This is a genomic window from Variovorax sp. V35, from assembly GCF_041154465.1.
GTDB lineage: Bacteria > Pseudomonadota > Gammaproteobacteria > Burkholderiales > Burkholderiaceae_C > Variovorax > Variovorax boronicumulans.
In genome coordinates this window covers 4,107,386-4,125,319 of record NZ_AP028666.1, presented here as the reverse complement: position 1 = coordinate 4,125,319, position 17,934 = coordinate 4,107,386, and the positions used below count along the sequence as shown (strand labels likewise).

Below are 17,934 nucleotides of genomic sequence, written 5' to 3'. Positions count from 1 at the left end.
GGCCAATGAAAATGCAAAAAAATGATTCGATGCGCTGCGCGACGGCGCTTCGCTGCCTACCCGTGCGGACGCGTGCGATGGCACTTGCGAGAGGCGTGGCGCACTTCTTTCATGCCTTGCGCGGCGTCCTCTTTCTGGCACTGACCTCGCTCCTGATCGGCACGCAGGCCACGGCTGCAGAGTTCTGTCTATGGAAGAGCGGGACCTACGGGGGCATCGCTGTCACCACGGAGGGCGCATGCGGGGTGGAGGACAAGTTCGCATGGGGTACTTATCTCCGGCTGGGAAAGCCCAACGTGCGGGAGGCATGCACGTTCAACTTTTCTGTGCCGGTGAAGAACGTGAGCGTTCGAACTTACCTGCTCAACTGCAACCCAGCAGATGGGTGCGAGAAGATGGTGGTGTCCGTCAACGGAAATCACTATCCGTTCACTGCGGCGGAGATCACGACGCCTGCCCCCGGTCCAGTGACCGCACAGATGGGTAGCCTTGCGCCGGTAAAAATCGATGCAGACGGCAATCTTGAGGGGGCGACAGCCAGTTCTGGGGCCTCTGCATGGGCCTATGTTTCGGGAACAGCCGTGTCTTCCGTCACGCTCTCGAACGAGCCAAGCTATGGTCAGCCGAATGGGTCGGACAACGTGGTGTGCTTCGTGGCGCCAGACCCCCAGTTGGCGCTCAAGAAGGAAGCCAGCGCAGCCCCATGGGTCGTGGGCCAGCCCGCCAGCATCACACTCACGCTGACGAGCACGAGTGGCGTCGAGACCACTGTCGATACGGTGGTGTCCGACAACGTGCCGCCTTCGCTGACCATCGGCACGCTTCCCCCGGGGTGCGACCGAGTAGGCCAGAAAGTCGGTTGCCTGGTGCCTGCAGGGCTCACATCGTCCATGTCCTTCGTCATTCCGGTGACGCCCCTGCCTTTCGCCGTGCCCGAGGTGACCAACACGGCCACGGCATTGGGGGGGGAGACGCCACTTGCAACCGCACGGGGGCGTGCACGAGCACGGTGACCACGCCGGTGGTCCCTGCGTCTCCGCCCGTCATCACCTCGACCAAGACGGTCAGCGCCAGCCCGCTGGTGGTGGGGGCGCCCAACCAGTTCTACGCTGTGCTCGTTACCGTGGCCAACGGCACGACCACGGCGCCGATCTCGGTGATGGACACCTTGCCGCCGGGCGTCACCCTGAGCGGGGCCCCGACATTGGTGGCGGGAACGACCACCGGCGTGCTGAGTGGTTGCCCGACCTCGGGATCGAACACGACCAACTGCAGCGTGGCGGCGGGCATCGCGCCCGGCACCTTCGAAATACGGATTCCTGTGAACGTCGCCGCATCGGCCGTGGGCGCAACGGGCGGCACGAACATGGTGAATCTCGGCGGCGGTGGAGATGTCGCCTGCACGACGGCGCCAACAGAGGCGTGCGATGCGAGCACGCCGGCCACGGGCGTGGTGCCCCAAGCGACGCTGAAACTCGAAAAGATCGCTGATGCGGCGGAGTTCATCATTGCCGAGCCGGCCAGCTACACGCTGAAACTGAGCAGCACCAATGCCGGGATGACGACGGCGAACACTGTCATCACCGACACCGTCCCGGTCTCCTTGACGATCGGCACGCTGCCTTCGGGGTGCAGCAGGGCCGGGCAGGTCGTGACGTGCACGGTGCCTGCGGGCATGGCAACGTCCGCGTCGTTCGTCATCCCGGTGACGCCTCTGGCGGCTGCGAGGCCGCGCGTGATCAACGCGGCAACGGCCGTGGGGGGGGGGGACCCCGCGTGCAACGGTGTCGGTCCATGCGCGAGCACGACAATCACACAGGTTGCTGGGCCGCGCATCCGGGGATTCAAGTATTCGATGCCCCACCCATTGATTGTCGGGGCGCGGGGGCAGTTCTACCGGGTCGACGTCGTTGTGGATTTTGCTCCGACCACAGCGCCGCTCGTGCTCGAGGACGTCTTGCCCAAGGGCATCACACTGGCTGGACCGCCCGTGCTGGTCGCGGGCAACACCACGGGTGTCCTGAGCGGTTGTTCCCCCGCCGGCTCCGTGGTCGTCCGCTGCAGCGTGGCTGCGGGTGTCATGCCCGGTAGCCTCGTTGTCGAGATTCCTGTACAGGTCGACGCCACGGCCGTCGGGCCGCTGGGTGGTACGAACTCCATCAACCTGAGCGGTGGTGGGGATCCACTTTGCACCACCTTGCCGAACGAAGCGCTCTGCGATGACTCGACGGGGCCGGTCGCGGTCCTCCTGGGGAACCCGAAACTTCGCATCGCCAAGGAAGTGATCGGCGGTTCCGGCACCCATCGCTTCGACTTTGCGCTGTCGGGCCTGAGCGTGGCCCGCGACACCATCACGGTCAGCGCGCCGGGCCGGGGTATCGGTGCGCAGACGATCACCGGCAAGGTGGGCGTGCCGGTCACCATCACCGAAACGTCGCCTGCCGGCTGGCCCGTGAACCCGGTGAGCGCCAGCTGCCGCGACCTGAAGGACGTCATCGCGCCGTCGCCCATTCGCGGGGTGTCGGGTTCGAGCCCGGCCGCAGCGGCCGCGTCGGCGCCGCCGGTGGTGCTGGCCGGCAATGTGCTGAAGATTCCTGCCGAGTGGATGGTGGCCGGTGCGGACCTTGAATGCACCTTCGTCAACAGCGATGCGCATGCCGTCACCGGCCGCGTCTTCAGCGACAACGGCAGCGGCGCGGGCGTGCCGAACGACGGCGTGGCCAACGGCGGCGAAGCGGGGCTCGTGGGTGTGCAGATGCGGCTCACCAACTGTGCGGCGGGCGTGTGGTCCACGGCGGTGACCGACGGCTCGGGCCACTACCGCCTGGAGGTGCCGTCGCAGCCGTCGTCGCCGTCCGATGGCGATCCGCTGTGCGTCGAGGAGATGACGCCGGCGGGCCATCTGTCCACCGGGGCCTCGGTCGGCGCCACGCCGCTGTCTTCCGGCACGGGCGTGGCCGTGGGCGGGCGGACCTACACCTACACGCGCACCGCCGCGGGGGCGCCGGACCACATCGCCTTTGCATGGAACGAGGCCCGGGCCGGCGAGCTGAACTTCGGCGACGTGGCCCTCAACCGCTTCGGCGCCGACAGCGCCCGCACCGGCTCGCCCGGCAGCAGCGTGAGTCACGCGCACACCTTCGTGGCGCAGACCGGCGGGACGGTGAGCTTCGGCGTGGCCGGCGCGGTGGCCACGCCGGCGATCGACGGCTGGAGCGCAAAAATCTACGAAGACCCGGGCTGCACCGGTGCCTTGCAGGCCGGCGCTACGGTGCTCTATCCGCCGGCGGTGCCCAGGCCTGTGACCACAGGGCAGAACCTGTGCGTGGTGGTGCAGGAGTTCATTCCGGCCGGCGCGCTCGCCGGCTACAACGACAAGCGCTCGGTGCAGGCGAGCTTCGTGTTCACGAACGCATCGCCCGCGTTGAGCGCGAGCTACCTCGTGCTCGACACCACGACCGTGTCGAGCACGGCGCTGGAGCTCAAGAAGGAAGTGCGCAACCTGACGAAGAACGGCGACTTCGGGCTCAACAACGAAGCCAAGTCGGGCGAGACGCTCGAGTACCGCATCACCTACACGAACAACGGCGCAACGCCGATCAGCGGCCTGACGGTGAGCGACGTCACGCCGGTCTACACCAGCTTCGTCGCCTCGCAGGAAGGCGCGACCCCGGCGACGCTGACCGCATGCACGAAGCGCACGCCGGCCAATGCATTGCCTGCGCCGGTCGTGGCGTGCGCGGCCGCGCAGGCGCCGGGCGGAACGGGTTCACTGGACTGGAAGTTCACCGGGCAACTCGCGCCCGGCGGCACGGGCAGCGTGCGATTCAGGGTGACGGTGAACTGACGACTTGCGCGTCAGCAGGCGCGCAAGCTACTCCTGCTGCTGCTATCAGCAGCGTCCCTTCTTCGCCTGGCCGGGCGGGCAGTGGCCGCCGCCGCGGTGATCGTCGTCATGGTCGTAGCGGTCGTGGTCATGGCGACGGTGGTGGCGGTCTTCGCGGCGTTCTTCACGACGCTCGGCGCGGCGCCAGTCGCCTTCGCGCCAGCGCCAGCCGCCGTCGGCGCGCACCCAGCCGCCCGGGGCGTAGGCGTAGTCGGGGCGGGCCGCCACGTAGTAGCCGGGGCGCCATGCGTAGGCGCGGTCGTTCCACTGCCAATGGCCGGGCACCCAGACCTGGCCGCTGCGCGGCCGGGGCGCGGGCTCGTAGCGCGGTGCGGGCGGCGCGACCTGGATCAGGCCGGGCACGTTGATGTTGACGGACACCTGCGCCACGGCGGGCAAGGTGGCGGCGGCCACGGCGGTGGCCAGAAGAATTCTTGTGAGTTTCATCGTGATGCCCTTGATGGTTGTTATTTGTGAATGACTGAACCCAAACAACGTCTGAGCGGCGCGTCGCGTGCACGGGTTTGCCCGGGGCAGGGCAGCACAAGTCATTAACAAAGAGGGAGTTTTGCACGCAGGGCGGGACCCGCGTGTCGGACAGGCCCGCGAGCGGGCAGGCGGCGGCCGATATGTGGCGCCAAAGCAAAAGGGGCCGCAAAGCGAAAAGGCCCGTTACCTTGTGAGTAACGGGCCTTCAGCAAATGGTGGCTCCTCGACCTGGGCTCGAACCAGGGACCTACGGATTAACAGTCCGGCGCTCTACCAACTGAGCTATCGAGGAACAAGCCTTCAATTATATTCAATGGAATCGCCGTTCTGAACGGCGACCCTCAATTTTTGCCAATCGAAGTGCGTGGGGCGATTTCTTTCCATCGCTTGGCACACGTCTTCGTTCGACGGTCGTCTCACAAATGAAAAGGCCCGCTACCTTGTGAGTAGCGGGCCTTCCAGAGGCCTTGCGGCTTTGTGATGGCTCCTCGACCTGGGCTCGAACCAGGGACCTACGGATTAACAGTCCGGCGCTCTACCAACTGAGCTATCGAGGAACAAGCCTTAGATTATAGCGTGATTTTTGGGGCTTCCAAAACAACGCGGCGCCCGCGCAACGAATTCGTGGCAACGAAGCCGCGATGACGAAGACGAAGCGCCCCGCTCATGTCGTCACATAGCGATGCTCACGCCCAGGCGCAGCGTGCGCGGCGCGCCCGGGAACAGGTAGACGTGGCTGAACTGGTAGGGCGATTCCTTCCAGTAGCGGCGATCGAACAGGTTGTCGACGGCCAGCGTCCAGCTCGTGGCCATGCCGGCCAGCTTGGTGTCGTAGCGCAGCACCGCATCCAGGCGCGTCCACGACGGCAGCCGGATCGAGCCGTCGGGCAGCACGTTGCGGCGGCCTTCGTACGACAGCTGTCCCGCGAGTTCAAGGCCCGGCACCGACGCGAAGCGGTAGCCGGCCTGTGCGCGCAGCACCTGCTTGGGCACGTTGGTGGGCGCCTGTCCGTTGAGTTCGGGCGCGGTCGTGCTGCCGCGCCGCTTGGCGTCGATCAGCGCGAGGCTGCCGCCCAGGCGCCACGGGCCGCCGGCCCATTGTGCGCCGGCTTCGAGGCCGCGATGCACCGCGCGGCCGTCGTTGCGTACCGTGCAGGACGCGCCGCACAGGTCGAGGTTGGTCATCGGGCGCGAGATGTCGAACCACGCGACCTGCCAGTTGAACGCCGCGTCGCCACCCTTGAGGCCCAGTTCCCACTGGCGCGACTGCAGCGCAGGCAGCGCCTCGCCCGCGTTCGCGTACTGCGAGCTCTTGTTGGGCACGACCTGCGACTCGACGCCCTTGCCCCAGCTCGCATAGGCGAGCAGCCCGGGCTGGATCGCGTAGCTGGCCGCGATCCACGGCGTGGTGATGCTGTCGCTGTAGCCGGTGGGGCGCGAGCCGTCGGTGCGGATGCTGTCGCGTGACAGCCGCGTGTGCCGCGCGCCGATCCAGGTCGTGAAGCGGTCGTTCCAGCGGATTGCGTCCTGCACCGACAGCTCGGTCGAGCGCTCGTTGCGGTTGGTGTTGGCGTCGGTCAGGCGCGGGTCGGCCGGCGTCATCGCGGTGGCCCAGATGTTGCCGGTGCCGACGTAGTTGTAGGCCTGGTCCTGGAAGCGGTTGCGCACGCGGCTTTGCAGCAGGCCGAAGCCCAGCTCGTGCCGCACGCTGCCTGTCATCACGTTGCCCTTGAGGTTCAGGCTGCCCGCGGTCTGCGTGCGACGCTCGTTCTCGCTGCGGAAGTCGTACACGTCGAAGGTGCCGTCGGAACAGTAGCGGTCGTAGTTGCCTTCGGCGCCGCAACCGAAGGCGTAGGCCAGCCGGTCGTCGGTCTTCAGGCGCTGCTGGCCGATCTGCGCGCTCCAGCGCCAGTCGGCATTCAGCGCCTGGCTGAAGCGCACCGTGCCGGTCAGCGCCTTGAACACCGAGGGCTGCGACCACGGCTGGTTGTTGAGGTTGATGCGCGGATCGACCGGTCGGGGCAGCGTGTTGCCCAGCAGGCTGTAGCCGTTCTGGCTCGGCTGCTGCTTGTGGCTTTGCTCCACCTCGAACTCGAGCACCGAGTCGCGCGTGATGCGCCAGTCGGCCGCGAGCGAGAAGAGACGGCGGCTGCCGTCGAGGTTGTGCGTGAGCGGTTTGAGCTTTTCGCCGGCCACGTTGAGCCGGTAGCCGAACTGGCGGTTCTCGCCGAAGCGCCCGCCGAGGTCGAGCGCGCTGAGCACGCTGCCGCGGCTCGTGGTTTCGAGGCGGATGGTGCGCAGCTCCTGCTCGGTCGGGCGCTTGACCACGTAGTTGACGAGCCCGCCCGGCGCGCTGGTGCCGGCCTGGATGCCGCTGGTGCCGCGCAGGATCTCGATGCGCTCCTTGTTGTCCAGCGGGATCGCCGTCTCGGCGCTGATCGGCAGGCCTTCGCGCCGGTAGTTGAAGCGGTTGTCGAGCACGAAGCCGCGCACCGTGAGGTAGTCCCAGTAGCCGGCGGAGTTGTAGGCGTCGGTGACCGAGGCGTCGAACTGCGTCAGGTCGGCGAGGCGGCGTGCGCCGCTGCTGCGCAGCTGCTGGCTGTCGATGATCGTGGCCGACAGCGGCAGCTCGCGCAGCGGCACGTCGCCGAAGCCGCTGATCTCGGCCTGAGGCGCGGCGGCGCCGTCGTTGACGGTGACTTCGGGCAGTGCCTGCGACTGTGGTTGCGATTGCGCATGCGCGCCGCAAGCACCGAAAGTGAGAAGGGCGGCGGCAAGCGCGCGCGAGAGCGGGGAGTGCGAGAAAAGTCGAGCGTTCATTCTGTGCGTTCAGGGGAACCGGGGGCGGCGTGCATCGCCGTCATCCATTGCGCGGCCGTGGCCTCGGGATCGTCGGCGGCCACCAGCGCGCGCACCACGGCGACCGAGCCGACGCCGGTGGCGAGCACCTCGGGCAACCGCACGGCATCGACGCCGCCGATGCCCACCTGCGGGTAGCCGCGCAGCAGCCGCGCATAGGCCGCGAGCCTCGCCACGCCCTGCGGTGCGGTCGCCATCCTCTTGAGCGTGGTCGGGTAGATGGCGCCCATCGCGATGTAGCTCGGGCTCACCGCATCGGCGCGCACCATCTCGGCGTAGCCATGGGTGCTCACGCCCAGCCGCAGGCCCGAGGCGCGCAGCTGTTGAAGCTCGTCGGGCGACAGCGCGTCGAGGTCTTCCTGCCCGAGGTGGATGCCGTAGGCGCCGGCTGCGATGGCGACCTGCCAGTGGTCGTTGATGAAGAGCAGCGCCTCGGTGCCGCGCACCGCGTCGACGGCGGCCTGCACTTCGCGCGCGACGGCCTCGGCGTCGTCCGACTTGAAGCGCAGCTGCACCGTCGGCACGCCGGCGCGCGCCATGCGGCCGACCCACGCCGCATCGGGCAGCACGGCGTAGAGGCCGAGCCGTTCGGGGCAGGGTGGAAAGGCGTCGGCGCGCGCGGTGGGCGGAAACGGGCCCATGCCGAAATCGACCGGCGCATCGGGCCATGCCGACGCGTCGAACTGGCTGAGCCGTTCGGTCTGCGCGCGCCACGCATGGGCGAGGCATTCGGCATCGATCTCGATGAAGCCGAGTGCGGTGCAGGCCTGCTTCGCGCCGCGGTAGATGGCGTCGTCAGACGTAAAGCGCGGCGAACCGCTCACGGGCGCGGACGTGGCGGCGCCGAAGCGCAAGCCGTGGACCGCAACGATGGCTTGTGCCACGGCGCGGGCGTTGGAGGTGTCGATGGTGTTCATGGTGCGTGGTGCCAGAAGGGCGTGCCGAGCACGGGCGTGCTGGGCTGCGCGGCGTCCTGTGCGGCCATCGCGCCGGCGCGGTAGGCGGCGCGGCCGGCCTGCACCGCGTCAGCAAAGGCACCGGCCATCGCGACCGGTTCCTGCGCGAGTGCGACGGCGGTGTTGAGCAGCACGCCGTCGTAGCCCCACTCCATCACCTGGCATGCATGCGAGGGCAGGCCGAGGCCCGCGTCGACCAGCATCGGCACCTGCAACCGCTCGCGCAACAGGCGCAGCGCATACGGGTTGACCGGCCCGCGTCCGGTGCCGATGGGCGCGGCCCAGGGCATCACGGCCTGGCAGCCGACATCGACGAGGCGCTGGCACAGCACGAGGTCTTCGGTGCAGTACGGCAGCACATGGAAGCCGTCGCGAATCAGCTGCGACGCCGCATCGACGAGGTTCAGCGTGTCGGGCTGCAGCGTGTAGTCGTCGCCGATGAGTTCGAGCTTGATCCACGGCGTGTCGAACAGCTCGCGCGCCATCTGCGCGGTGGCGATCACTTCCTGCACGCTGTGGCAGCCGGCGGTGTTGGGCAGCACCGGCACGGCCAGCTTGCGCAGCAGCTCCCAGAAGCCGTTGCCGAGGTCGCTGTTGCCGGAGCCCTGGCTGGCGGTCTGGCGGCGCAGCGAGGCGGTCAGCATCGCGGGTTGGGCGCGCTGCACAGCGGCTTCGAGCACGTCGGGCGAGGGGTAGCGCGCGGTGCCCAGCAGCAGGCGGCTGTGGAAGGTCTGGCCGTAGAGGACCAGGGGGTCGGGGTTCGTCATGGTTGTCGTCTCCATCGTCTTGTCTCTGGTGGCGCTGTTCAGCCGCCGGTCACCGGGCGGATCACCTCGACGCGGTCGTCGGCGTGCAGCGGGTGCGTGGCATAGGCCGAACGCGGCACGAACTCGCGGTTCACCGCCACCGCGAAAGGTGGCACGGCCTGCAGCACGGCCAGCGCGTCGGCGAGCAGCGCGCCCTCGGGCAGCGTGCAGGGCTTGTCGTTGATCAGGATGTTCATCGTCGAAGTCGTTGTTCTCGTCATGCGTCGGGCACGTCCATGCCGAAGCTGTGTGCGAGCGTGGACCGGCCATGCGCCAGCAGTTCCATCGCGGCGTCGAGCAGGGCCGGCGCGATCATGAAACCGTGGCGGTACAGGCCGTTGATCTGCAGCACGCGCGGCTGCGGCTGGCGAATGGCGGGAAGGTTGTCGGGCAGCGTGGGCCGGCATTGCGTCGCGATCTCGACGATGCGCGCTTCGGCAAAACCGCTGTGCACCGCGTAAGCCGCGCTCAGCAGCTCGAGCGTGGAACGCACGCTGGCGGGCGACAGGTCGTCCGACTCGATCTCGGTCGCGCCGATCACGAACAGGTGATCTGGCTTGGGCGCGATGTACAGCGGGTAGCGCGGATGCACGAGGCGCGTGGGGCGCTGCAGCGTGACCTCGGGCGCGTGCACGCGGATCACTTCGCCGCGCACGCCGCGCAGCGCGTTCCATTGCGGCTTGGCGCCCAGGCCTCGGCAGTCGATCACCCAGTCAGGCTGGCCCGCCGTGCCGGGCGAAAAGTCGGAAGGCGCACGCGGCGATTGCCAATGCAGCGTCACGCGCGCATCGGCTTCCAGCGTGGCGCGCAGCGACGCCAGCAGCGCGCGGTTGTCGAGCTGGCCTTCGCCCGGCAGGTACAGGCCGCGGGCGAAGCGCGTGCCCAGCGAGGGTTCGAGCGCGGCGATGGCGGCGGGGGTGTCGAGCGCCTGCATCGGTGCGAGCTCGGGCACCTGCGCGCCGGTGCGCGCCAGCACGCCCGCGAGTCGCGTGGCCTCGGCGGCGTCCTGGCGGTGCCACAGCACCAGCGTGCCTTCGCGCTGGAAGAACACGGGCTGCGCCAGCGGCGCCAGCAGCTCGGGCCAGCGCGACAGCGCGTGCTGGCCCATGCGCACGACCGACACCGGCGCGACGGCCGATTCGGCCAGCGGCGCGAGCATGGCCGCAGCCACGCGCGCGGCCGCGCCTTCGGCCTCGGGGCTGCCGGCTTCGTACAGGTCGATGCGGCAGCCGGCGCGTGCCAGCTCGACCGCGAGCAGCCGGCCCATCAGGCCCGCGCCGAGGATCGCCGCCGAGCCGAAAGGCGGGGGATGCGGCGTGCTCATGCGGCGCCTCCGTCGGCTCGCCGATAATTTTCGACATGACCCAAGCACCCACCCAGCGCTACGCACGCGTGCTCTCCATCGCCGGCTCGGACAGCGGCGGCGGCGCCGGCATCCAGGCCGACCTCAAGACCTTCGCGGCCCTCGGCTGCTACGGCATGACGGCCATCACCGCGCTCACCGCGCAGAACACGGTGGGCGTCTCGGGCATCCACGGCGTGCCGCCCGACTTCCTGAAGGCGCAGATCCAGGCGGTGGTGGAAGACATCGGCGTCGATGCCGTCAAGCTCGGCATGCTGCACGCGCCCGAGGTGGTCGAGGTGGTGGCCTGGGCCATCGACCGCTACCAGCTGAAGAACGTGGTGCTCGACCCCGTGATGATCGCCACCAGCGGCGACCGCCTGATCGCGGCCGAGACCGTGCAGGTGCTGGTGCGCGAGCTGTTCCCGCGCGCCGTGGTGGTCACGCCCAACCTCGACGAAGCCGCCTTGCTGGTCGGCCATGCCATCGGCGGCATCGACGCGCTCGACGGCGCGGCCGACGAACTGCTCGCGCTCGGCGCGAAGGCCGTGCTCCTCAAGGGCGGCCATCTGCCGGGCGACGAAGTGGTCGATGTGCTGCTGGAGCGCAGCGGCGCGCGCAAGCGGCTCGCGTCGCAACGCATCGCCAGCCGCAACCTGCACGGCACCGGCTGCACGCTCTCGTCGGCCATCGCCGCGCACCTGGCGCTGGGCCTGGCGCTGCCCGAGGCGGTCGAGCGCGCACGCGCGTACATCCTCGGCGCGATGCGCGCCGGTGCGGATGTGCTGGTCGGTGCGGGCCACGGTCCGCTCAACCACGGCTTTGCGCCAGTGCCGACCCACCGCTTGCCGCTGTCGGCCGGCTGAGCCAGGCCAGCACGAAGGTCGCCGCCAGCGTCGGCAACGCCGAGCCGAACTGCGGCGCCCACTTGGCGAGCGCGTGGTAGGCCGCGATGCCCGCGAGCCAGATCAGCGCCGCGCCCCAGTCGATGGTGCGCGTGCCGCTTGCCGACACGGCGTGGCCGCTGCCCAGCCGCCCCAGGATCACGCCGTACAGCGGCACGAACACCGAGCTCAGCAGCAGCAGGAAGGGTTCGAGCGTGTGCATTGGCAGCACCAGCGCGAGGCCGATGCACAGCACCGCCAGCAGCAGGCCCCAGCGCTTCACGCTCCAGCGCGGCAGCAGGCTGTGCGTGGACACCGAGCCCGAGTACACGTCGCCATAGGCGTTGTCGAGTTCGTCGATGAGGATCAGGCCCAGCGCCACCAGTCCGCCCTGGGCCAGCAGCAGCGCCGTGACGAGGCTGGTGCCCGGCTCGGCCACGCTCACCACCATCACGCCCAGCGCGTAGCACCAGATGTTGGCGAGCGCGTAGCCGATCCAGGTGCCGCTGAACGCGCTGCCCAGGCCGCCCCCGGCGCTGCGTTTGCCGTGGCGCGCGTAGTCGGCCACCAGCGGCAGCCACGACACCGGCATCGCAATGACCAGGTCGAGCGCGCTGAGCATGCCCATGCTGCCGTTGCCCGGCCGCGCCCAGAAGGCGTCCAGGCCCTTGGCGTGCAGCTGCGTGGCGAACTGCCAGCTGAGCCACAGCAGCGACAGCACCACCAGCGGCAGGCCGAAGCGGCTCACGAAGCGGCGCACCAGCTTCACCATCGAGCCGGCCAGCAGCGCCAGCAGCACCGCGCCCCACAGCAGTGTGGTCAGCACGCCGCCCCAGGCCGTGCCCAGCGCGGGGCCGAAGGCCTGTTGCCCGATGGCCTGCGTGCCCTCGCGCATGATCACGAGTTCGAAGGTGGTCCAGCCCACCAGCTGCACGATGTTGAGCAGCACCGGCAGCCGCGCGAAGGCGCTGCCGTAGGTGGCATGCATCAGGCCGGCGCTGGCCAGCCCGGTTTCGCAGCCCAGCCGCGCGGTCCAGGCCAGCAGCCCGGCGCCGAGCAGCGAGCCCAGCACGATCGCCAGCGCCGCGTCGCGCGTGCCCACGGCCGGCACCAGGTAGGCGCCGATCTGCATCACCAGCAGGCCGACGCCGAGGCTGAACCACAGCGAGGCGTGGTCGTGCCAGCCGAAGACGCGCCGGGAGGCGGGCAGGGGCGTGAGCGCTTCGTTGCCGGAAGCGGAACTGTCGTTGTCGTGGTCGTGTGCCATCCGTTTTGCTCCAGTGCAAAAGGTTTGGCAGGTGGGCGAGGCTCCAGTGGCGTGGCCGTCACGCGAGACAACGCGACAGGCCACCGGAGCAGCTTCCCTGCGCGAGGATTACCTCAGTCAGGTTCAAAGGGACTCTCTCAGTCAGCCCCGGAACAATCCGGCTCGACACCCCTAGCGATGCGCCCCAGCGAACTGCGGCGCGGGGCGGATTTTATCCCCGCGCGGCAGAACGTCGCAGACGCACGAAAATCCGCGTCGCGAGGGCGGTTTCACATGCCCCGGGGGAACCACGACACATGGCAGACGATTTCAAGCACCCGGGACCAGCACCGGCGCCACCCGCGAACGCGCCGCGCACCCGCCTGCGGCGCTTCCGGGTCGACGTCGGCACGATCATCTGCGCGGTCGCGCTGCTGCAGTCGCTGCTGCTGGTGGCCTTCGGCTACTGGGGGGCGGAGAAGCTGGTGTCGAAGGTGGGCGAGTCGGCGCACAAGGTCAACCACGACCGGGTCGAAGACAACATCCTCGCCTTTCTCGCGAAGACCGAGGGCCTGGTGCGCGCCATCGCCCACACGCCCGACCTGCACCCGGCGGGCCACGACGGCGAGCAGACCGCCGAGCTGCTCTGGGCCGCGCTGGAGCAGACACCCGAAATCGACAGCATCGGCGTGGGCAGCGACGACGGCCATTTCTTGATGGCCATGCGCCACCCCGCGCCGGTGGTGCGGCAGGTGCTGCGCGAAGGTCGCACCACCACCGAGACCTGGGAGTACAAGTCGCCGCCCGACAGCGACGGCGACGAAGACCCGCGGCGGCGCTACGAGACGACGCGCATCGAGGCCTTCCGCAGCGAGGACGACCCGGTGCACCAGGACTGGTTCACGCAGGCCGAGAAGGCGCGGCGCGCCGTGTGGACCGCGCCCTTCGTGCTGCCCTCGATGAAGGAGCTCGGCGTGAGCCATGCGCGGCCGAGCCGGCGGCAGGACGAGGAGGGCGCCACGCAGACGTTGGTGGCGGTCGCCAGCGTGTCGCTGGGGCATCTTTCGAACCTCGTGCGCCTGTTCGGTGGTACGGGCCACGGCCACAGTGCCTTGCTGAGCGCCGACCACCACGTGATCGCGCGCAGCGACCACCCGCATTCGGTGCGCAAGCTCGAAGACCCCGACGACGGCGTGCTCGGCGCGCTGCACGCCCACATGCTGGCCAACGGCAGCCGCGGCTGGACCGAGGACATGGCCTTTCCGCTCGTGCACGAGGGCATGCACTATCAGGTGCAGACCTCGCGCATTGCGGCCACCGACTGGCACCTGGTCAGCTGGGAGCCCGAAGAGGCGCTGATGGGTGCGCTGCATCGCAACGTGCTGTGGTCGCTGCTGCTGGTGCTGGCATTCCTGGCGATCGCGCTCTTCATTTCGCTGCGCCTGTCGAAGCTGGTGACCGCGCCCATCGAAAGTCTCTCGCGCACGGCGCGGCGCATCGGGCGGCTGGAGCTCGACGACCTGCCGCGCGAGTCGAGCCGCGTGCTCGAGATCCAGCACCTGAACCAGGCGCTGGACGAATCCGCGCGCAGCCTGCAGGCCTTTCGCAAGTTCGTGCCGGTGGACGTGATCCGCCAGCTCATCGCCGAAGGGCATGCACTCGAGCCCAACGGGTCGCCGCGTCGCATCACCGCGATGTTCACCGACGTGGAAGGGTTCACGGCCATCGCGGAATCGATGCCGGCCGACGTGCTGATGCGGCAGCTGACCGACTACTTCAACCTCGCGACCCGCGTGTTCGCGCGCCACGGCGGCGTGATCGACAAGTTCATGGGCGACGGCATCATGGTGCTGTGGGGCGCGCCCACCGACCTGCCCGACGCGGAGTACCGCGCCTGCGCGGCCTCGCTCGAACTGCACGCCGAGATGACCGAGCTCAACCGCCGCTGGCAGGCCGAGGGCCTGCAGCCCTTTCGCACGCGCATCGGCATGCATACCGGCGTCGTGATCGCCGGGGTGCTCGGCTCGAGCGACCGGCTGTCGTACACCGCGCTGGGCGACGTGATCAACGCGGCCAGCCGCATCGAGGGCACCAACAAGCAACTGGGCACGCGCACGCTGATGTCCGAGGCGACCTTCGAAGGCCTGGGCGGGCGCCTGGCCACGCGGCGCATCGAGGAGCAGATCGAGCTGCGGGGGCGGCAGACGCGGATGGTGCTCTACGAACTCCTAGAGGTCGAGCACCAGCCTCGGTGAGCGGGCCCGCGAGCAGCAGGGCAGGAAGCAGTCGTTGGCCGCCTGCTCGGCGGGTGTCAGGTAGAGGTCGTGGTGAGCGACCTCGCCCGCGAGCACACGCGTGAGGCAGGTGCCGCAGACGCCTTGCGCACACGAGACCGGGATCTCGATGCCCTCGGCGGCGAGCGCGTCCAGCACGGTCATCGTCGCGGGGATGCGGACAACGCGGCGCGAGCGGTGCAGTTCGACCTCGAAGCTGCCCTGTCCATCGGCTGGCGGTGCGGCGCCCGAGAACGACTCGAAGTGCACCTGCGCGTCCGCCCAATGCAGGGCGCGCGCGGTCATGCGCACGGCCTCGAGAAAGCCCGAGGGGCCGCAGACATAGACGTGCCGGCCCGGCGCCGGACTGCCGAGGGTCGCCGCGAGGTCGATGTGCTGCGTGGGCGGGCCGTCGTCGTGGTGAAAGAACACCTTGTGCGCGAACGCGCTGTCTTCGAGCCGCCGCCGGTAGGGCGCGCGCGCCGCCGAGCGGCTGCAGCAGTGCAGCGCGAAGTCGGCCCCCAGTGCGGCCAGCCGCTGCGCCATCGACAGCAGCGGCGTCACGCCGATGCCGCCGGCCAGCAGCAGGCTGTGCGTTGCGCTTTCGTCGAGCGCAAAGAGGTTGCGTGGCGGGCCGATCTGCAACACCGAGCCTTCATGGACGATGTCATGCATGGCCCGCGAGCCGCCGCGCGAGGCGGCGTCGCACAACACGCCAATCTCGTAGTGCCCCTCGTCGCCAGGGGCCGATGCGTTGCACAGCGAATACTGGCGCACCAGCCCGCCGGGCAATGCGACGTCGATGTGCGCGCCCGCCGTGAAGGCCGGCAAGCGCTCGCCGTCGACGGGGACCAGCCTGAAGCCGGCCACGCCCTCGGCCTCGACCGTCTTGCGCGCCACCCGCACCGCGATGCCTGCGCCGCCCGACACGCCATTCATTCCTTGGGCACGAGGAAGTTGCCGGCCTCGAACTGCACGGGCGGGGCCGCGGGGTCGAAGCTCACGCCGGCCGGGTCGCGGCCTTCGCGCAGCGCGTCGAGCTGGCGTTGCAGCAGCCGGCGCAGCATCACGATGCCGCGGTCGGACGAGGCCAGGTGCTCTTCCGAATGCGCGGTGATGGCGCCCTGGCTCACCTGCGCCTCGTAGTCGCCGGGAAAGGCGCGGTGCTCGGCCTCGCTCAGCTCTTCCCACAGCTTGCCGTTCAGGCGCGAGCGCACGCGGGCGAGATCGCCCGGGGTTTTCACCCGGCCGACGGTGTAGATGCGAAAGCTGTGGTCGTCGATCGGCAGTACCCAGCCGATCGACTCGACGCGCCCGTAGGCGGCCACGCGCGGGTTGGGCACCACGCGCAGCGTCGGCAGCACGGGGCCGGCCACGCGGCGGAAGGTGCTGCCGTCCTCGAGCGTGCGGATCGAAGTGATCGTCACGCCGGTCTCGGTGCTCTCGAAGCTCACGTCGGGCATCTGACCCATCAGCGCCACGAACTGCGTGCCGCTGAAGCTGCCGTGCAGCACGGGCACGTGGAAGGGGTCGGCCACGTTCTCGTAGTGCTGCAGCCAGTTGCAGGGAATGACCTGCGGCCCGCCGCCGCCGATGCTGTTGCCGTCGGCTTCCAGGGTCTCGCCGTCGTCCATGGTTTCGAGGCAGTCGTAGCGTGGCAGCACGGGCTTCTTCTCGGCCGGGCCGAGGTAGGCCCAGACCAGGCCGTACTGCTCCTGCACCGGGTACCAGGGCTGGCGCACGCGGCCGCGACTGCGCGCACCGCCGTCGGGTTCGCAGGGCTGGTCGACGCAATGGCCCTGCACGTCGAACATCCAGCCGTGGTAGCAGCAGCGGATGCCTTCTTCTTCCACGCGCCCGTAGTAGAGCGACGCTCCGCGGTGCGCGCAGCGCCAGTGCACAAGGCCCGCGCGACCTTTCTTGTCGCGGAACAGGATCAGGTCTTCGCCCAGCACGCGCACCTGGCGCGGCGTGTCGGTGGCGTCGGCGGCCAGGCCGATGGGGTGCCAGTAGCGGCGCAGCAGCTCGCCCATGGGCGTGCCGGCGCCGACCTCGGTCAGCTCGGGTTTGTGGCTCGGCGCCTTGCGGCCGTAGGCGGTGCCGGTGTCGAAGGCGATGGGTTGCCACTCGGACGTGGCGGAAGGGGGGGCGACGGCGCTCATTCGGGGGTGACTCCTGCGGCCTTGATCAGGTCCGCCACGCGGGGAAAGTCGGCCTTGTAGCCGGCACGGAATTCGGCGGGCGTGCTGCCCAGCGGCTCGAAGCCGTAGCCGGCCAGCCGCTCCTGGATGTCGGGCAGCTTCGTGATTTCGCGCAGCGCGAGCGACCATTCGTCGAGCACGGGCTGCGGCGTGCGGGCGGGCGCGTACACACCGATCCAGCTGTCGAGGTCGAAGCCTGCAAAGCCCTGTTCGGTGAAGGTCGGCACGTTGGGCATCGAGCGCACGCGCTGGCGGCCGGTGATGCCCAGCACCTTGATGCGCCCGGCCTGTGCGAGGCCGCGTGCGGTCGCGGGGTTGGCCCAGGCCACGCCCAGTGCCTCGCCGAACATGTCGTTGTGCGCGGCGGCTTCGGCCTTGTAAGGCACATGCACCAGGTCGATGCCGTTCTGGCGTGCCAGCAGTTCGCCGAACAGGTGCGCGTTGGAGCCGTTGCCCCAGGTGCCGTACGAAACGCCGGGGTGCGCCTTGGCGTAGGCCACGAACTCGCGCACGGTGGAGAAGGGCGCCGAGGCGCGGGCGACCAGCATCGGGCCGCCTGTGGCCAGCTGCGACAGCGGCTCGAAGTCTTTCACCGGGTCGTAGGGCAGCTTGGGCTGCAGCACCACGTTGTTGATGTGCGTGAGCGGCAGCGTGAGCAGCACGGTGTAGCCGTCGGGCGCGGCCTTGGCGACGGCGTCGGCCGCGATGGTGCCGCTGGCGCCGGGACGGGCCTCGACGATCACCGGCTGGTTCCAGCGCGCCTTGAGCTTCTCGGCATAGACGCGGGCGATGGCGTCCATCGGTCCGCCGGGCGAGCCGAAGGGCACGATGCGCACCACGCGGTTGGGAAAGGGCGCGGGCTGTGCGAAGGCGGGGCCGGCGGCGAGGGCCGCGATGCCGGCACCGAGCACACCGAGTGCATGGCGGCGCGCAGTGCACGTTTTGTTCGCCTCGGGCGGCGAGGGTCTGAACCGATTCATCGTGTCTCCAGT

Annotated in this window: 16 protein-coding genes, 2 tRNA genes and 1 riboswitch; of the genes, 4 read left to right on the top strand and 14 right to left on the bottom strand. The window is 69.5% G+C overall.

All coding sequences use genetic code 11. The annotated features are described in order from the left end of the window. Positions 1-5 precede the first annotated feature (5 nt). On the top strand, positions 6-1,013 hold the full coding sequence (locus ACAM42_RS19175) for a hypothetical protein (protein WP_369629046.1): 1,008 nt from the start codon (positions 6-8) through the stop codon (positions 1,011-1,013). Between the two features lie 91 nt (positions 1,014-1,104). On the opposite strand, the gene ACAM42_RS19170 is transcribed toward ACAM42_RS19175, so the two are convergent. Further along, on the bottom strand, positions 1,105-1,506 hold the full coding sequence (locus tag ACAM42_RS19170; protein ID WP_369629045.1) for a hypothetical protein: 402 nt from the start codon (positions 1,504-1,506) through the stop codon (positions 1,105-1,107). An 18-nt stretch (positions 1,507-1,524) separates the two neighbouring features. Further along, a complete protein-coding gene (locus ACAM42_RS19165) occupies positions 1,525-1,677 on the bottom strand; it encodes a hypothetical protein (protein ID WP_369629044.1) in 153 nt (50 codons plus the stop codon). A 265-nt stretch (positions 1,678-1,942) separates the two neighbouring features. Here ACAM42_RS19165 and ACAM42_RS19160 point away from each other — a divergent pair, with 265 nt between their 5' ends. Continuing rightward, a complete protein-coding gene (locus ACAM42_RS19160; protein WP_369629043.1) occupies positions 1,943-3,847 on the top strand; it encodes a hypothetical protein in 1,905 nt (634 codons plus the stop codon). Between the two features lie 45 nt (positions 3,848-3,892). Here the strand turns inward: ACAM42_RS19160 and ACAM42_RS19155 are convergent, their stop codons facing one another. The 8 genes from ACAM42_RS19155 to ACAM42_RS19120 form a co-directional block, all read right to left on the bottom strand. Continuing rightward, positions 3,893-4,333 (bottom strand): hypothetical protein, encoded by a 441-nt coding sequence (locus ACAM42_RS19155; RefSeq protein ID WP_369629042.1) that lies wholly within the window; start codon positions 4,331-4,333, stop codon positions 3,893-3,895. 258 nt (positions 4,334-4,591) lie between these two features. Then, a tRNA-Asn gene (locus ACAM42_RS19150) sits at positions 4,592-4,667 on the bottom strand. A 189-nt stretch (positions 4,668-4,856) separates the two neighbouring features. Next, positions 4,857-4,932 (bottom strand) — tRNA-Asn (locus tag ACAM42_RS19145). Between the two features lie 115 nt (positions 4,933-5,047). Continuing rightward, on the bottom strand, positions 5,048-7,195 hold the full coding sequence (locus tag ACAM42_RS19140) for a TonB-dependent siderophore receptor (RefSeq protein WP_369629041.1): 2,148 nt from the start codon (positions 7,193-7,195) through the stop codon (positions 5,048-5,050). After that, the gene (gene thiE, locus ACAM42_RS19135) at positions 7,192-8,151 is read right to left on the bottom strand and encodes a thiamine phosphate synthase (protein WP_369629040.1); all 960 of its coding nucleotides are present in this window, start codon (positions 8,149-8,151) and stop codon (positions 7,192-7,194) included. Before thiE ends, ACAM42_RS19140 begins: the two co-directional genes overlap by 4 nt. Continuing rightward, positions 8,148-8,957, bottom strand: coding sequence for a thiazole synthase (locus ACAM42_RS19130; RefSeq protein ID WP_307693511.1), 810 nt, complete (start codon positions 8,955-8,957; stop codon positions 8,148-8,150). The genes thiE and ACAM42_RS19130 overlap by 4 nt, the downstream gene beginning before the upstream one ends. A gap of 38 nt (positions 8,958-8,995) precedes the next feature. Further along, positions 8,996-9,193, bottom strand: coding sequence for a sulfur carrier protein ThiS (thiS, locus tag ACAM42_RS19125; RefSeq protein ID WP_062472460.1), 198 nt, complete (start codon positions 9,191-9,193; stop codon positions 8,996-8,998). A gap of 20 nt (positions 9,194-9,213) precedes the next feature. Next, entirely contained in the window at positions 9,214-10,320 is a 1,107-nt protein-coding gene (locus ACAM42_RS19120; protein ID WP_369629039.1) for an FAD-dependent oxidoreductase, read from the bottom strand. A gap of 35 nt (positions 10,321-10,355) precedes the next feature. Between ACAM42_RS19120 and thiD the strand changes: the two genes are divergently transcribed. After that, entirely contained in the window at positions 10,356-11,204 is an 849-nt protein-coding gene (gene thiD, locus ACAM42_RS19115) for a bifunctional hydroxymethylpyrimidine kinase/phosphomethylpyrimidine kinase (protein WP_095950172.1), read from the top strand. Here thiD and ACAM42_RS19110 read toward each other — a convergent pair. Further along, positions 11,149-12,489, bottom strand: coding sequence for a cytosine permease (locus ACAM42_RS19110; RefSeq protein WP_369629038.1), 1,341 nt, complete (start codon positions 12,487-12,489; stop codon positions 11,149-11,151). The genes thiD and ACAM42_RS19110 overlap by 56 nt on opposite strands. Before the next feature lie 77 nt (positions 12,490-12,566). Beyond that, a riboswitch (TPP riboswitch) is annotated at positions 12,567-12,672 on the bottom strand. A gap of 113 nt (positions 12,673-12,785) precedes the next feature. Here ACAM42_RS19110 and ACAM42_RS19105 point away from each other — a divergent pair. Beyond that, a complete protein-coding gene (locus ACAM42_RS19105) occupies positions 12,786-14,723 on the top strand; it encodes an adenylate/guanylate cyclase domain-containing protein (RefSeq protein WP_369629037.1) in 1,938 nt (645 codons plus the stop codon). Here ACAM42_RS19105 and ACAM42_RS19100 read toward each other — a convergent pair. From ACAM42_RS19100 to ACAM42_RS19090, 3 genes are read right to left on the bottom strand one after another with little or no spacing between them, the layout of a single operon-like run. Beyond that, the gene (locus ACAM42_RS19100) at positions 14,697-15,680 is read right to left on the bottom strand and encodes a 2Fe-2S iron-sulfur cluster-binding protein (RefSeq protein WP_369629036.1); all 984 of its coding nucleotides are present in this window, start codon (positions 15,678-15,680) and stop codon (positions 14,697-14,699) included. The genes ACAM42_RS19105 and ACAM42_RS19100 overlap by 27 nt on opposite strands. Then, a complete protein-coding gene (locus ACAM42_RS19095) occupies positions 15,677-16,903 on the bottom strand; it encodes an aromatic ring-hydroxylating dioxygenase subunit alpha (protein WP_070060879.1) in 1,227 nt (408 codons plus the stop codon). Before ACAM42_RS19095 ends, ACAM42_RS19100 begins: the two co-directional genes overlap by 4 nt. Continuing rightward, the gene (locus tag ACAM42_RS19090) at positions 16,900-17,922 is read right to left on the bottom strand and encodes a Bug family tripartite tricarboxylate transporter substrate binding protein (protein WP_369629035.1); all 1,023 of its coding nucleotides are present in this window, start codon (positions 17,920-17,922) and stop codon (positions 16,900-16,902) included. The genes ACAM42_RS19095 and ACAM42_RS19090 overlap by 4 nt, the downstream gene beginning before the upstream one ends. Positions 17,923-17,934 lie beyond the last annotated feature (12 nt).